Annotated in this window: 13 protein-coding genes; 7 read left to right on the top strand and 6 right to left on the bottom strand. The window is 68.5% G+C overall.

The features are described 5' to 3' along the window. Nucleotide 1: 1 nt before the first annotated feature. Entirely contained in the window at nt 2-910 is a 909-nt protein-coding gene (gene mshB, locus LQ566_RS07720; RefSeq protein WP_231091029.1) for an N-acetyl-1-D-myo-inositol-2-amino-2-deoxy-alpha-D-glucopyranoside deacetylase, read from the bottom strand. Between the two features lie 137 nt (nt 911-1,047). Here mshB and LQ566_RS07715 point away from each other — a divergent pair, with 137 nt between their 5' ends. Further along, on the top strand, nt 1,048-1,539 hold the full coding sequence (locus LQ566_RS07715) for a DUF6892 domain-containing protein (RefSeq protein ID WP_231091028.1): 492 nt from the start codon (nt 1,048-1,050) through the stop codon (nt 1,537-1,539). Nucleotides 1,540-1,596: 57 nt separating this feature from the next. On the opposite strand, the gene LQ566_RS07710 is transcribed toward LQ566_RS07715, so the two are convergent. Beyond that, nucleotides 1,597-2,469 (bottom strand): hypothetical protein, encoded by an 873-nt coding sequence (locus LQ566_RS07710; RefSeq protein ID WP_231091027.1) that lies wholly within the window; start codon nt 2,467-2,469, stop codon nt 1,597-1,599. Between the two features lie 292 nt (nt 2,470-2,761). Here LQ566_RS07710 and LQ566_RS07705 point away from each other — a divergent pair, with 292 nt between their 5' ends. Both LQ566_RS07705 and LQ566_RS07700 read left to right on the top strand, forming a co-directional pair. Then, nucleotides 2,762-3,049 carry an HU family DNA-binding protein gene (locus LQ566_RS07705; RefSeq protein ID WP_231091026.1) on the top strand — a complete coding sequence of 96 codons (288 nt, stop codon included), beginning with the start codon at nt 2,762-2,764 and terminating at the stop codon, nt 3,047-3,049. A 179-nt stretch (nt 3,050-3,228) separates the two neighbouring features. Beyond that, the gene (locus tag LQ566_RS07700) at nt 3,229-5,199 is read left to right on the top strand and encodes a bifunctional copper resistance protein CopD/cytochrome c oxidase assembly protein (protein WP_231091025.1); all 1,971 of its coding nucleotides are present in this window, start codon (nt 3,229-3,231) and stop codon (nt 5,197-5,199) included. A 79-nt stretch (nt 5,200-5,278) separates the two neighbouring features. Here the strand turns inward: LQ566_RS07700 and LQ566_RS07695 are convergent, their stop codons facing one another. Then, nucleotides 5,279-6,343, bottom strand: coding sequence for a hypothetical protein (locus LQ566_RS07695; protein ID WP_231091024.1), 1,065 nt, complete (start codon nt 6,341-6,343; stop codon nt 5,279-5,281). A gap of 177 nt (nt 6,344-6,520) precedes the next feature. Between LQ566_RS07695 and LQ566_RS07690 the strand changes: the two genes are divergently transcribed. Further along, entirely contained in the window at nt 6,521-7,882 is a 1,362-nt protein-coding gene (locus LQ566_RS07690; RefSeq protein WP_231091023.1) for an ATP-dependent DNA helicase, read from the top strand. 56 nt (nt 7,883-7,938) lie between these two features. On the opposite strand, the gene LQ566_RS07685 is transcribed toward LQ566_RS07690, so the two are convergent. Together LQ566_RS07685 and LQ566_RS07680 are read right to left on the bottom strand one after the other, a co-directional pair. Next, nucleotides 7,939-8,592 carry a biliverdin-producing heme oxygenase gene (locus tag LQ566_RS07685; RefSeq protein ID WP_231091022.1) on the bottom strand — a complete coding sequence of 218 codons (654 nt, stop codon included), beginning with the start codon at nt 8,590-8,592 and terminating at the stop codon, nt 7,939-7,941. 62 nt (nt 8,593-8,654) lie between these two features. Next, nucleotides 8,655-8,987 carry a DUF2470 domain-containing protein gene (locus tag LQ566_RS07680; RefSeq protein WP_231091021.1) on the bottom strand — a complete coding sequence of 111 codons (333 nt, stop codon included), beginning with the start codon at nt 8,985-8,987 and terminating at the stop codon, nt 8,655-8,657. A gap of 52 nt (nt 8,988-9,039) precedes the next feature. On the opposite strand from LQ566_RS07680, the gene LQ566_RS07675 reads away from it, so the two are divergent. Together LQ566_RS07675 and LQ566_RS07670 are read left to right on the top strand one after the other, a co-directional pair. Continuing rightward, a complete protein-coding gene (locus tag LQ566_RS07675; RefSeq protein ID WP_231091020.1) occupies nt 9,040-10,338 on the top strand; it encodes a serine hydrolase domain-containing protein in 1,299 nt (432 codons plus the stop codon). 94 nt (nt 10,339-10,432) lie between these two features. After that, nucleotides 10,433-11,257, top strand: a complete 825-nt coding sequence (locus tag LQ566_RS07670; RefSeq protein ID WP_231091398.1) for an EamA family transporter — start codon at nt 10,433-10,435, stop codon at nt 11,255-11,257. A 9-nt stretch (nt 11,258-11,266) separates the two neighbouring features. Here LQ566_RS07670 and pdxY read toward each other — a convergent pair whose 3' ends face one another. Beyond that, nucleotides 11,267-12,118 (bottom strand): pyridoxal kinase PdxY, encoded by an 852-nt coding sequence (pdxY, locus tag LQ566_RS07665; protein ID WP_231091019.1) that lies wholly within the window; start codon nt 12,116-12,118, stop codon nt 11,267-11,269. A 199-nt stretch (nt 12,119-12,317) separates the two neighbouring features. Between pdxY and LQ566_RS07660 the strand changes: the two genes are divergently transcribed. Beyond that, nucleotides 12,318-13,376: an NAD(P)H-dependent flavin oxidoreductase gene (locus tag LQ566_RS07660; protein ID WP_231091018.1), complete on the top strand. Its 1,059-nt coding sequence runs from the start codon at nt 12,318-12,320 to the stop codon at nt 13,374-13,376. Nucleotides 13,377-13,573: the final 197 nt, after the last annotated feature.

Raw genomic sequence — 13,573 nt, 5'->3', positions numbered from 1 at the left:
CTCAGCCCGCCGCGATCACGGATGCGGGGATCAGCTCGCTCTCGTAGGTGTCGGACGTGCGATGCCCGCCGCGCACCCGGATGAACCACTCCCGGTCCTGGATACGCATGCCGCGTCCCGAGGCGAGGACCCAGTACGGGCCCTTCACCGTGAGCTGCGTGCGGTGGCGGTCCAGGGCCGCGGCCTTGAGATCGAGCACATCCGCGACGTCGTACTCGACATCGATCTCGGCGTCGTCGTGGACGCCGTCGGGGTACTCGGCGGGATCGGGGTCCACCCACAGTCCGAGCTCGTCGGCGTGCTGGGCGAGCTCGGTCAGCTCGGCCACGATGAGCTCACGCGGCACGGCGGTCCAGTACACCAGCGGAACCCGCCAGGGCTCGCCCGCGACGTCGGCGTCGGCGTCCTCGGCGAGCTCCACACCCCGCATCGCAACCCGGTGGGTCTGGATGTGATCGGGGTGGCCGTATCCGCCGTTGGTGTCGTAGGTGATGACCGCGTGGGGACGGGTCTCCCGGATGATCGCCGCCATCATCGCGCCCGCCTCGTCGAGATCGGCCTGCCAGAAGGCGTCGGGGCGGTCGTTGGCCGCGATGCCCATGCGGCCGGAGTCGCGGAAGCGGCCGGCGCCGCCCAGGTAGCGGTGATCGGTGACTCCCAGTGCCGACATGGCGTCGGCGAGCTCACGTGCGCGCTCCGGGCCGAGGGCATCGTCCTGGTCCACGTGCAGGTGGGCGAGTTCGGGGACCGCGATCTTGCCCTGCTCGCCCTGGGTGGAGGTGACGACGGTGACCGCTGCGCCCTCGCTGAGAAGGCGCGCGATGGTTCCTCCGGTGGCGCAGCTCTCGTCGTCGGGGTGGGCGTGCGCGAGCAGGACTCGTGCTCGGCCGGCGGCGGTCTGCGCAGACATCGGGATCTCCTTCGATCAGGTCGATGAGGGGTGTGAATTTGATTCTGGCAGAAAGAATATGGTTAAGACAGGCGAGAAAATAAATGTCTGATCTGCGAATTCCTCAATCGTTACCAATCGCGGAGGAGAATCGCTCCATGGGATTGCGAGACCTCTTCCGCCGACCGAGCGCCCCGGCGGGCGTCACGCCGAGCGTGCCGACGCACGTGGCCGCGGAGCCGGGCGGCCCTCGTTCCGAAGCCGGTCCGCCTCCGGCGCGGCTGCGCTCCTTCCCTCTGAAGCTCGCCGTGATGCAGCGCCTCATGTACGACGAGGGTGCGGTGCTGCCCGCCTTCACGATGCCCGCGAGCCTGCACCCCGGCGCCCCGGTGGAGGACTGGTTCCGCGGCTATCAGCTGCCCGCCGCCCTCGTTGCTGAGGTGGCGATGCTGCGGTTCTCCCGCACGAACGAGGTCCTTCGTCAGCTCGATCCCCGCTGGGGCGCCGATGACGCGCGTTTCGACATCGAGGAGCTCACCGACCGCGATCTCGATCAGCTGCCCGCACTGGCGGAGGTCTCGGATCCGGAGGCCATGCTCTCGGCGGCCGCGCGAGATGCGCTGGCGAAGCGCGGGATCCGGATCGTCTGAAGCCCGACGTCAACGCCGCGGGCCCCGCACCGGAGTGCGGGGCCCGTGGCGTTGACGTCAGTTGGTGGCGGAGGGAGCCGGTGCCACCGGAGTCTCGGAGCCGTCCGAGGTGGGCTCGACCGCGGGAGCCACCTCGCCGGACGGGACGAACGGTGCCTCGCCCTTGACCACGGCCTGCCAGTTGTCGGGGAGCACGTAGTCGGTGTAGCCGCACTCCTTCAGCTCCTGCGGGAGCTGCAGGGTCAGGCGGGCCTTGCCGTCGGCCTGGGCCTGGGCGATCGTGCCGGCGTGGATGGTGTTGTCCGCCGACTCCTTGTTGACCGCCGACGCCTCCTGGCACAGGTGGTAGACCGAGCCGGACGTGGTCCAGTACACCTTGTCGCTGCCGGTGATGTCCTGCACCAGACCGGCCTGGTTCGCGTACTCCTCCTGAGATGCGGGCGAGTAGTCGATGTTCGAGGCCACCGCCGCACCGGCGATCACGATACCGATGATCCCGGCCAGGGCCTTCTGTCCGCCCGTCATGTTCTTGTTCGTGAACACCAGGATGATGAGCGGGAGGAACGCCACCACGGAGATGATCGCGCCCAGCTGGTTCTGCACGAAGAAGCGCACCGGATCCTTGCGGGAAGCGGGATCGAGGTCGTTCGCCTTCTTCCAGAGCTGACCGCCGATGATCGCCAGCGCGCCGATCACCACGAACATCACGATGAGCAGCCACATGATGACGGGGTTCTGGCGGAGCACCCAGAAGATCGCGAACGCCTCGCCGGCGATGGCGAGCGCCCAGAGCACGGCTGCGATGATCCGGAAGCGCGTGGCTTTGCTCTTCGCCTCGGCTGTCGGGCGCCAGGTGGGAGCCGACGCATCCGCGGCAGGGGTCTCGACGGTCGACTCGACGACCTTCTTCTTCGGGCGCTGCTCGGCCACGGGGTCCTCCAGAAGCAATGGGGCGGGACGCGGTCATCGATACGACGACCATCCACATTGTGCCCGATCGGGCCCGAAACCCTGGAGAAATCCGGCTCAGCGCAACGATCGAGACGGTTTTGACCCCCTTTTTTTCGCGAATCGCGGAAAAAAGGGGGTGAAACCCGCGTATTTCCGCGTTTTCGGGGGTGCGGTTGATACTCTCATCCCGGTCGAACGACTCTCCGGGGGCTTCCGCCTCCGGGGTGAACAACTCACGACGCGGCGATCCTCGCCGCTGGAGGATCATCACATGGCTGACAAGTCCATCACCAAGACCGAGCTCGTCGCGAGCATCGCCAGCGCCACCGGTCAGAGCCAGGCTGCTGTTTCGGGTGTGCTCGACGCTCTCTTCTCCACCGTCTCCGAGGCCGTCGCCAAGGGCGCCAAGGTCTCGATCCCGGGCTGGATCGCGTTCGAGCAGGTCGACACGGCTGCTCGCACCGGCCGCAACCCGCAGACCGGCGCCGAGATCAAGATCCCGGCCGGCAAGCGCGTCAAGGTGACCGCTGGCTCCAAGCTCAAGGCTGCCGTCAAGTAATTCCGTCGAAGGGGCGGGGTGCATCACGCACCCCGCCCCTTCGCGTTTTCGCGAATCCATGATCGTGCGCTGGAAGCATGAGGTATTCGCTCCTTCCGTCATGATTTCGGCGCATGATCCTGCGCCGGAGACAACCGTCCTCGGCAGTGACTCCCAGGCCGCGAGCCTAGGCTGGTGGGGTGGATTCCCGCTCCCTCCGCCTCATCGGTCCGATCATCCTCGCCGCCACCGCGCTCGTCGGCGTGCTCTGGGCGCTGGGATTCGGCGGCGGCGCCGCGCCACTGCTGCTGGCCGACGCCGGTCCTGTGGTGCGGTGGGGCATCCCGATCGCCAAGCTGGTCGTGAACCTCTCGGGTGCGGGCATGGTGGGATCCGTGGTGATCGCGCTGTTCGCGCTGAAGCCCGGCCAGAAGTCCTTCGAGCGTGCGCTGGATGTGACCTCCATCTCCGCTGCCGTGTTCGCGGCCGCGGCCGCCACCGTCGGCATCTTCAGTTCTGCCAGTGCCGTAGGGGCCCCGATCTCCCTCGATGACACGTTCGGCAGCACCCTCGGCCGCTTCCTGGGCACCGAGGCCGGTATCACCTGGCTGATCACGACGCTCGCGGGAGCGGCCATCTCCGTGCTCGCCTTCGCCGCTCGCGGCTGGTTCGTCTCCGCCGTGACGGCGGCGCTCGCGATCGCGGCGATGGTTCCGATGGCCACCCAGGGTCACTCCGGTGACCTCGCCAACCACACCATCACGCTCACGGCGATGGTGCTGCACACCGTCGGTGCCGCGGTCTGGGTCGGTGGCCTGCTCACCCTTGTGATCATCCGGCCGCTGATGCGCAAGCGCATGGTCGATGTGCTCTACCGCTACTCCACGCTCGCGCTGGTGTCGTTCATCGTGGTCACGCTCTCGGGCGTCGTGCGCGCCTACGTGGCCGTCGGCGACTGGTCGGCGCTGGCCACCCCGTACGGCATCCTGGTGCTGGCGAAGACCGCGCTGCTGGTGTTGCTCGGCGTGGCCGGTGCGATGTATCGCCGCCGGCTCATCGCTCAGGGCGGGGCCGACAGCACGGGCGGACCGTTCTGGACGCTCGTCGCCGTGGAGCTCGCGCTCATGGGGCTCGCGAGCGGGATCGCCGCTGCGCTCGCCCGCTCCGAGCCGCCGACAGGTCTCGCTCCGACCCCGGTGCAGACGCCCGCACGCATCATGACCGGCTCGGATCTGCCTCCCGAGCTCACCCCGATGCGCTGGCTCACCCAGTGGGACGTCGACATCCTCTGGGCGCTGGCCATCATGTTCGGTGCCTTCTTCTACATCGCCGGCGTGGTGCGACTTCGCCGTCGCGGGGACTCCTGGCCCATCTATCGCACCGTTCTCTGGTTCGTCGGGCTGCTCCTGCTGCTGTGGGTGACCTGTGGCCCGGTGAACGCCTACGGCGACTACCTCTTCAGCGTGCACATGCTGGGCCACATGCTGCTGACGATGGCGATCCCGCTGTGCCTGGTGGCCGGTGCTCCCGTCACGCTGGCGCTGCGCACCATCCACAAGCGCACCGACGGGACCCGTGGCGGCCGCGAGTGGATCCTGTGGGCCGTGCACTCGCCGTTCTCGCGCATCATCACGCATCCGATCGTCGCTGCGGCGATCTTCGTCGCCTCGCTGTGGGTGTTCTACTTCACCGATCTGTTCCGCTGGTCGCTGTACGACCACCTCGGCCACGAGTGGATGACCGTCCACTTCCTGATCTCGGGGTATCTGTTCGTGCTGTCGCTGATCGGCGTGGACCCGATCCCCTACCGCTTCCCGCACGCCGGACGACTGATCACCCTCATCGCGGTGGCCGCCATGCACGCGTTCTTCGGCATGGCGATCATGATGAACACCGGGCTGATGGTGGCCGAGTGGTACGGCTCGATGGCGCGTCCGTGGGGTCCCACTCCGATGGACGACCAGTACATCGGCGGCGGCATCGCGTGGTCGATCGGCGAGATCCCCACGCTGATCGTCGCCATCACGGTGGCCATCCAGTGGAGCCGGTCCGACGCCCGTGCCCAGAAGCGCAGCGATCGGCACGCCGATCGCACGGGCGATCAGGAGCTGGCCGAATACAACGCACGCCTGGCTCGCCTCGCCGAGCGCGACAGCGTGGATCAGAAGTAGGAGAATCCGCCGAAACGAGGACGATTCCGGCGTGATGCCCTCGCGCCGGCGTCGTTCTCCTCGTTTCGCGACGCGGACGTCAGCGGGTGTCGGGTCCCGTGACCACGATCGAGGCGCGCCCGTCGGGGAGGATCGTGATCGTCCCGTTGATCACGAACGGGACATCCTCGCTGAGGTGCTGCTTGGTGTCGTCGGCGATCATCGTGACGTCCACCTCGATGTGTGCCGTGCCCTCGGTGTTCGGGATGATCCAGTTCTCCCCGGATGGCAGTACCGTGACCTGTGGCATCTTCACGATGCTCCAGGTGGGCGGTCCGTCGATGCGGTTCTGGACGAACCGTCCGAACGGGCAGCTGGTGGGCTGGAGCACCTGCTGCTCGGCGCACTGGGTGAGGAAGGCGTCGACCTTTTCCTGCACCACCTGCACGAAGCTCGTGGTGGGCTGGGCCTGCACCTCGATCGGCAGCTGCGTGAGCGGTGAATCGGCCAGGACGGCGACGCCGGGAGTGGCCGAGATGCTGGTGTCCACGGAGATGGAGTAGAGCCCGGGCGTGAAGACCAGCAGCGGCACGGGGGCAGCCGGATCGGCATCCACACCCGCCGCCGAGACCTGGCGCTTGTCCATCGTGAACCCGTTGACCGTGAACTGCATGGCGCCGAGGACCGTCAGATCCACCACGGCGAGCGGCGTCTTCGCGAAGCGCCAGGACGGCAGGAACCCGATCCACCCGTCCTGCTGCACCTCGAACACGGTGCTTCCCGCGTGCCCGCCGGCCTGATATTCCACGTGTACCCGGGTGATGTCGCCATCCGCTTGTTCGTCCACGACGTGCACGTCGGTCAGCGGAGCGAGTGCCGTGCTGCGTAGCAGCGCATCCGAGGCTGCGACGTCCACGCCCGCAGCTTCGAGATCCGCTGAGTCGATGCCGACGCCCGGCACCTGGAGGGCATCGGCTGCGCGGCCACCGGCGAGCAGATCGAGGTAGTTGACCACGAAAGCGCTGGGGCTGTAGAGCGACTGGTAGGCGGCCCGGTAGCCGACGACCCCCGCTGCCGCCACGACGACCACGGCGACGGCGATCAGCGTGAGATCCATCGCGAGAGGACGCTGGCGATCGCCATCTCCCCTGACCCGAAATCCCACCCTGCCAGTCTAGGAAGGCACGGTGCGAAACCGCCGTGATGGGACCGTATCGATATCTCCCCAGCCGCGGTGGGGCATGCCGCAGCCTCCGGGATCCTACGATGGAAGGGTCGTCCGGATCGCGGAGCGCGGGGTCACCGGCACGCGACACACCCATCATCGCCACCGAGGAGTCATGTGAGCGTCCCGTCCCTGTCCGCCGAGCAGGAAGCCCTCTTCCGGCTGATCGAGGACACCCGGGAGCATGTGTTCGTGACGGGCCGTGCGGGTACGGGAAAGTCCACGCTGCTGCAGCACCTCGCCTGGAACACCTCCAAGCAGATCGCGGTGTGCGCCCCCACCGGGGTCGCCGCGCTCAACGTGGAGGGGCAGACGATCCACTCCCTGTTCCGGCTGCCGATCGGTCTCATCGCCGACGGGGAGATCGAGCAGAACGACGCCACGCGCAAGATCCTGAACGCCATCGACACCCTCGTCATCGATGAGGTCTCCATGGTGAACGCCGATCTCATGGACGCGATGGATCGTTCCCTGCGACAGGCGCGGGGCCGGCGGGGCGAGGCGTTCGGCGGGGTGCAGGTGGTCATGTTCGGTGATCCGTATCAGCTCGCCCCGGTGCCTCCGCGCGGGGACGAGCAGCGGTACGTCAACGACCACTACCGCTCGTTCTGGTTCTTCGACGCGCATGTCTGGTCCGGTGAGGACCCGGGTGCGGACGGCCTGCTCGATCTCGGCCGCCACGGCGCCCAACTGCACGTGCGCGAGCTGGTGGAGATCCACCGGCAGTCCGACGACGGGTTCAAGGCGATGCTGAACGCGGTGCGCTACGGACGCGTGACCGCCGACATCGCGGGCGTGCTCAATCGCACGGGCGCACGCGTGCCTCCGGAGGATGCGGATGAGCCGATCATCACGCTCGCCACCCGCAACGACATCGTCAACCGCATCAATGCGCGCCACCTCGCCGCGCTGAATGGGCGGGAGCAGACCGCGGTCGCGGAGATCAACGGCGACTTCGGCCGTGGTGAGGCGAACTATCCGGCCGACGCGGAACTCAAGCTCAAGATCGGCGCGCAGGTGATGTTCCTGCGCAACGACACCCAGGCCTTCCCGGAGCCGCCGCGCTACGTCAACGGCACGATCGGAACGGTGACGGCCATCTCGGGCGATAGCGTGCGGGTGGACGTGGACGGCGACGAGTTCGACGTGGAGCCGGTGGTGTGGGAGCGCTACAGATACGTCTACGACCCGGGATCGAAGAAGCTCAACCGGGAGATCGTCGCGGAGTTCACCCAGTTCCCGCTGCGCCTGGCGTGGGCGGTCACCATCCACAAATCGCAGGGAAAGACGTACGACCGCGCGATCATCGATCTCGGCTCCGGCGCGTTCGCGCCCGGGCAGACCTACGTTGCGCTGAGCCGGCTGACCTCGCTCGACGGGCTGTATCTCTCACGTCCACTGCGCCCCAGCGACATTCGGGTGGACCCGGATGTGCGTCGATTCATGATGAACGCGCATCGGGGAACTCCCGCTTCATAGTGCGCACATGGCTCCCCTGGCCGGTGGGGGGAGCAATGTGCGCGCAATGAAAGGTGTCAGGCGGCGGCGGATTCCTTCGCGCGCTGCAGGTCCACGAAAACATCGGTGTTGAACTGGTACGCCACGAGGACCTCCTCGATGACTCGCTCCTTCTCGGCGTCGTCCCACGGAGCCGCATCCAGCTGCTCGCGATAGGTGTCCTTGAAAGCGGACGGGTCGGCGATGTCGCCGAAGATGTAGAAGCCGATGCCATTGGTCTCGAAGCCGAACTGGCGGGCCATCACCTTTCCGATGAACTGTCCGCCGGACAGGTCGCCGAGGTAGCGGGTGTAGTGGTGCGCGACGAACCCGCCCACCCAGGTGCTGCCGACCTGGTTGATGCGGTCCACATAGCGGCGCGTGGCCGGGAGGGGCTCGATCTGCGTACGCCAGTCGGGTCCGAGCAGGAACTCGAGATCCGCCTCGAGCGCCGGCATGCGGGTCAGCTTCTCGCTGATGAACGTGGCCGCGACAGGATCGTGCCGCATGCGCTCGGTGGCAGCCTCCAGCGCCTCGTACATGAAGTAGTGCTGCGCGACGAGGGCGATGTAGTCCTCGCGGGTGCCCTGTCCGCGCATCAGTGCGGACATGAAGCCCGCCCCCTCGCTGTCGGAGTGCGCACCGTGAGAGCGCTCGCGGATGGCGGTGGAGAGGGAGATGATGTCGGCCATACGGCAAGTGTAAGGCAAACCTAAAAACCTTCACATCAGATGAAGGTTGTTCCCAGGAAGGGTCAGTGCTGATGCGTTCCGGGGCCGGGGCCTTCGGCGCGCCGGGGCTTCACTCCCATGACCTTGCATGCGGCGACGTACAGTGCCACGACCTGCTGCCGTACGGCCGGCCGCTCATCGATGGGACCGTCCGGCCAGGCGATGCGCAGCGCACGGGTGCCGTCCGGCGTCTGCACGCTCCAGTCCGAGCCGTCGCCGTCGAAACCGGTCATCTCCACGGCGGTGGCTTCCGGGGCGCCGAACGCATGCGCGATCACGAGGTTGTCGGCGGTGTGGTCGTCGTTCATGTGCGCGAGCACGGCGGTGATGACGGAGGAGTCGAACTGGTGGGTCACCCTCTCAGCGTACGCTCGGCCCGCTCACGGGCGGTTGCATAGACTGCTCCATGTGATCCGTACAGTTCCGCGCGCCCGCGCGATGCGACGCGCCGCGGCTGCGGCCGTGGCATCGGTGCTCGCGATGACCGTCTTGGCCGGCTGCACCTCGGGAGAGACGGCGAAGGTGGACGTCCCGGCCCTCGCCGACGGCAAGCTTCCCGCCGAGACCGTTTCACAGCTCACCGACATCGTCACGAACACCGCTGCTCAGTACGGCGCAACCGGTGCCATCGTCGGCGTGTGGGTCCCCTGGTCCGGCAGCTGGGTGGCCGGCATCGGCACCGACGCCCAGGGGGCCGACGTCTCCGCCGACATGTCCTTCCGTGTGGGAGGCATCACGCGTGAGATGACGTGCGACGTGCTGCACGGCATGGTTGACGATCACATCGTCAAGCTCGACGACGCCGTGAACACCTACGTGGTGGGCATCCCTGGTGCTGCATACGACGGCATCACCCTCGGGATGCTGTGCGACGGCACCTCCGGACTCCCGAACGTCCCCGGCTCTCTGCGCGAGTCCAACTACGACACCCTCGACCGGGTGTGGCAGCCGCGCGAACTCGCGAGCTTCGGGCTGAGCCTGGCCGGCCGTGGCGAGCCGGGCGCCGCCTATGACGGAGCCGACACCGGTTACCTGCTGCTCGGCATGGCCCTGCAGCAGGCCTCCGGGCTGAACGCGTCCGAGCTCTACGCGAAGTACGTCACCGCGCCGCTGGCGCTCGCGTCCACGCAGCTTCCCGACGTCGTCGGTGCCGATCCCTCCCCGGCGCCCGCTCTGCAGGGCCTGTACTCTCCCCTCACCGAGAGCGGCATGCGTGCGTGCGACGCCTCGATCGATGTGACCGAGTCCTCCTCCAGCGCAGGATTCACCGACAGCGGCGTCACCTCGACGATCACGGATCTCGGCCGCTATGCGATCGCCGTGGCATCGAAGAGCGACAAGAAGACGATGCCGGCGGAACGCTTCGAGAACCCTCTCGCCGTCTCGGCGGACGGTCCCAGCTGGTACGCCGCGAAGGGCGGGTCGTTGTTCGCGGGAAGTCTCGTCGGGCAGAAGGGTGCGGCGCCCGGGTACTCCACTGCCGCCTTCTCCGACCCCACGACGGGACTGACCGTGGCGGTGGCGCTGAACAACGGCACGGCGGGCGCGGACATCGCCCAGTCCGTGGCGTTCGCGCTGGCTGCCGTCGCCTCGAAGGCGCCCGCCGCGAGCGGGCAGACCGCACCCGACACCGGCATGCCGTGGACGGTGGAGGAGATGATCCAGCCGCTCGCCGCCCGGGCCATGTGCCCGCAGCCGCAGGGATGACCCACCGCATCAGCGGGTGCGATGACGCGCCCGCGGTGACACTCCCGTGAAGCGAGGCGGGTCCAGCTCCGCCATCGCCCTCGTCTGTGCCGGGATGATCGGCCAGGAGTGCGGTGCCGCGATCGCCGTGATGGTCTTCCCTCAGGTGGGCCCGCTCGGCATGGTGGCCCTGCGCCTGTTCTTCTCCGCCATCGTCCTGCTCGCGATCGCCCGTCCCACCGTGCGGGGACGCACCGCCGCGCAGTGGCGCTCCGTGGTGTTCTTCGCGCTCGCCCTGGCGTTCATGAACGGGCTGTTCTATCTGGCGCTGGCCGAACTGAGCCTGGGCGTCACCGTGACGATCGAGGTGCTCGGCCCGCTCGCGCTGTCGATTCTCGCGGCTCGACGCCGATCCGCGTGGGTGTGGGCGGGCATCGCCCTCCTGGGCGTGATCGCACTCGGTGGCGGCGGGTGGGACTCGCTCAACCCGGTCGGTGTGATCTGCGCGCTCGGCGCAGCCGTCAGCTGGGCGTGCTACATCCTCGCCTCGGCGCGGGTGGGAGCGGAATTCGCCCAGCTGGATGGTCTCGCGCTCGCGATGAGCCTCGGCGCCGTCATCGCGCTGCCCTTCGGCATCGCCTCGGCGGGCGAGGTGCTGCTGCGCCCGGAGGTGCTCGGCCTCGGCCTTGCGGTGGCTCTGCTGAGCTCCACCATCCCCTACACGCTGGAGATGATCGCGCTGCGCCGGCTGCCGGCCTCGGTCTTCGCCATTCTGATGAGCCTCGGGCCGGCGACCGCGTCACTGGCCGGATTCCTGCTCCTGGGGCAGCACCTGAGCCTGCTGGAGATCGCGGGAGTGGTCCTCGTGATCCTCGCCTCGATCGGCGCCGTGATCACGAGTCCGCCGAAGGCCGTGCCTCCGGCGGAACCCGTGGGCTGAGGCGCCGGATCAGCGGACCTGCGTCACCTCGAACTGCAGGCGCGGGTGTGCATAGGCCTCCTGCGACTCGACGAGCTGCAGCTCGCGTTCGCCGGAGTCGAGGGTGTTCTGCAGCAGATCGAAGACACTCGACACCGTGCGCGCGAGTGCGGTGGCCGCCGAGCGGGTCTCCAGGTAGTGGGCGGTGAACAGCGCTGCCGTCACATCGCCCGAGCCGTTGGCCTTCATCGGCAGGTGCGGAGTCTGCACGATCCATGCACCAGAGTCGTCCACGGCGAGCATCTCGATCGTGCCTTCGGGCCGGTCCGGGCGCTCCACGCTGGTGACCAGGACGATGGAGGGGCCCATCGCGCGCGCGGCGTCGACGGAGGCGAGGGTGGACTCGAGCGTGTCCGGTTCGGTGCCGGTGAGGAAGCCCAGCTCGAACTGGTTCGGGGTGATGATGTCCGCCGCCGGTACGACCTTCTCGCGCAGCAGCACTGGGATCGCGGGGGCTACGAAGCATCCCGACTTGGCGTTGCCCATCACGGGGTCGCACGCGTACAGCGCATCGGGGTTGGCCGCCTTCACGCGGGCCACGGCGTCGAGGATGACGTCACCGATGCCCTCCCCGCCCTGATATCCGCTCAGCACGGCATCGATGCCGCCGAACACGCCCCGCTCCTCGATGCCGGTGATGATGTCTCGGACCTGCTCCGGATCCAGCAGGGGGCCGCGCCATGCGCCGTAGCCGGTGTGGTTGGAGAAGTTGACGGTGGGTACCGGGAGCACTTCGACGCCGATCCGCTGCAGCGGGAAGACGGCCGCGGAGTTGCCGACGTGCCCGTAGGCGACCGCGGACTGGATCGAGAGGATCTTCATCCCTCCATGATCCCACTCGTCGCGCGCACCCTGCGCCGGTCTCACGAACTGCGGATGCCGCCGGTGATTTCGGTATGTTCTGAGAGCACGGCCGCCCGTGGTCTCAGAAAACGCATGGCGCCGGAGCATGGACAGCAGGAAGTGGGACCAGACGGAGGGCAGGGGCGCTGACGAGGGCGGGGGGGCGTAGCGTGAGGGCATGACGTCGCGACTGCCTGCCCTGCTCGGAATCGACTCGCCGATCGTCCTCGGGGCCTTCGGCGGGCTGTCATCGGTGGAGCTCACCGCCGCGGTGAGCAATGCGGGCGGCCTCGGCTCCTATGGTCTCTACGGCTACGACGCCGACCGGATCACCCGCACCGCGGCCGAGCTGCGGGCGCGGACGGATCGGCCCATCGCCCTCAACCTGTGGATGCCCACGGGCGACGAGGTCTCGCCGGACGACGTCGACTGGGAGGCGGCGACAACCGCCCTCGCCCCGCTGTTCGAACAGGTGGGGCTGGAGGTGCCCGAGCGTCCGGCGCGGTTCTTGCCCGATGTGGACGAGCAGCTCGAGGCCGTGATCGCGGCCCGCCCCGCCGTGCTCAGCGTCGTGTTCGGCGTGCCGGACCGGCAGACCATGGAGCGCCTCCACGAGGCCGGCATCGTCGTGGTGGGTACCGCCACCACCCCGGCCGAAGCGGTGTTCCTGGAACGTGCCGGAGTGGACGCCGTGGTGGCGACCGGGCCGGAGGCCGGAGGGCACCGGGTCTCGTTTCTGGCACCCGCCGAGGAATCGCTCATCGGGACGATCGCCCTGGTGCCGGCTGTCACCGACGCGGTTTCAGTGCCCGTGATCGCGGCGGGCGGGATCGCCGATCGTCGCGGGGTCGCCGCGGCGTTCGCGCTCGGCGCCGAGGGGGTCCAGATCGGGACGGCGTTCCTGCGCGCGGCCGAGTCTGCCGCGCCGGCCTCGCACCGCGCCGCGCTCGCGGGCGTGGCCGAGTCGGGAACCGTGCTGACCCGCGCGATGAGCGGTCGCCTCGCACGCGGGGTGCGAAACGTCGCCGTCTCGGCCATCGAAACCGGCGAGTCCATCGCCCCGTTCCCCGCGCAGAACTGGCTCACCGGCCGCTTCCGCTCACGTGCCGCCGAACTCGACCGCGGAGAGCTGCTGTCGCTGTGGGCAGGGCAGGGTGCGGCCCTGCTGGCCTCGTCGTCGCCGGCCCCCTCTGCCGCGGACGTGTTCGCCGAGCTCGCCGCCGGCCTCCCACACTGAACCGCGCCGCCATCAGACCGTGCCGTCATCAGACCGCGTCGTCATCAGACCGCCGGTCGCCGCGCTGCTCGACGGTGCCCGTGATCCGTCGCCTCACCGTCCCGCCCGGGCATCGTCCCCGCCGTCGCTGTCGTCCCTGGCGTCTCTGTCGTCCCTGGCGTCGCTGTCGTCCCCGCCGTCGCTGTCGTCCTGGCGTC

The organism is Microbacterium nymphoidis (assembly GCF_021044885.1).
In the GTDB taxonomy this organism is placed as follows: domain Bacteria; phylum Actinomycetota; class Actinomycetes; order Actinomycetales; family Microbacteriaceae; genus Microbacterium; species Microbacterium nymphoidis.
Note: the sequence above shows the minus strand (reverse complement) of the source record. Positions and strands in the feature narration are given on the sequence as shown.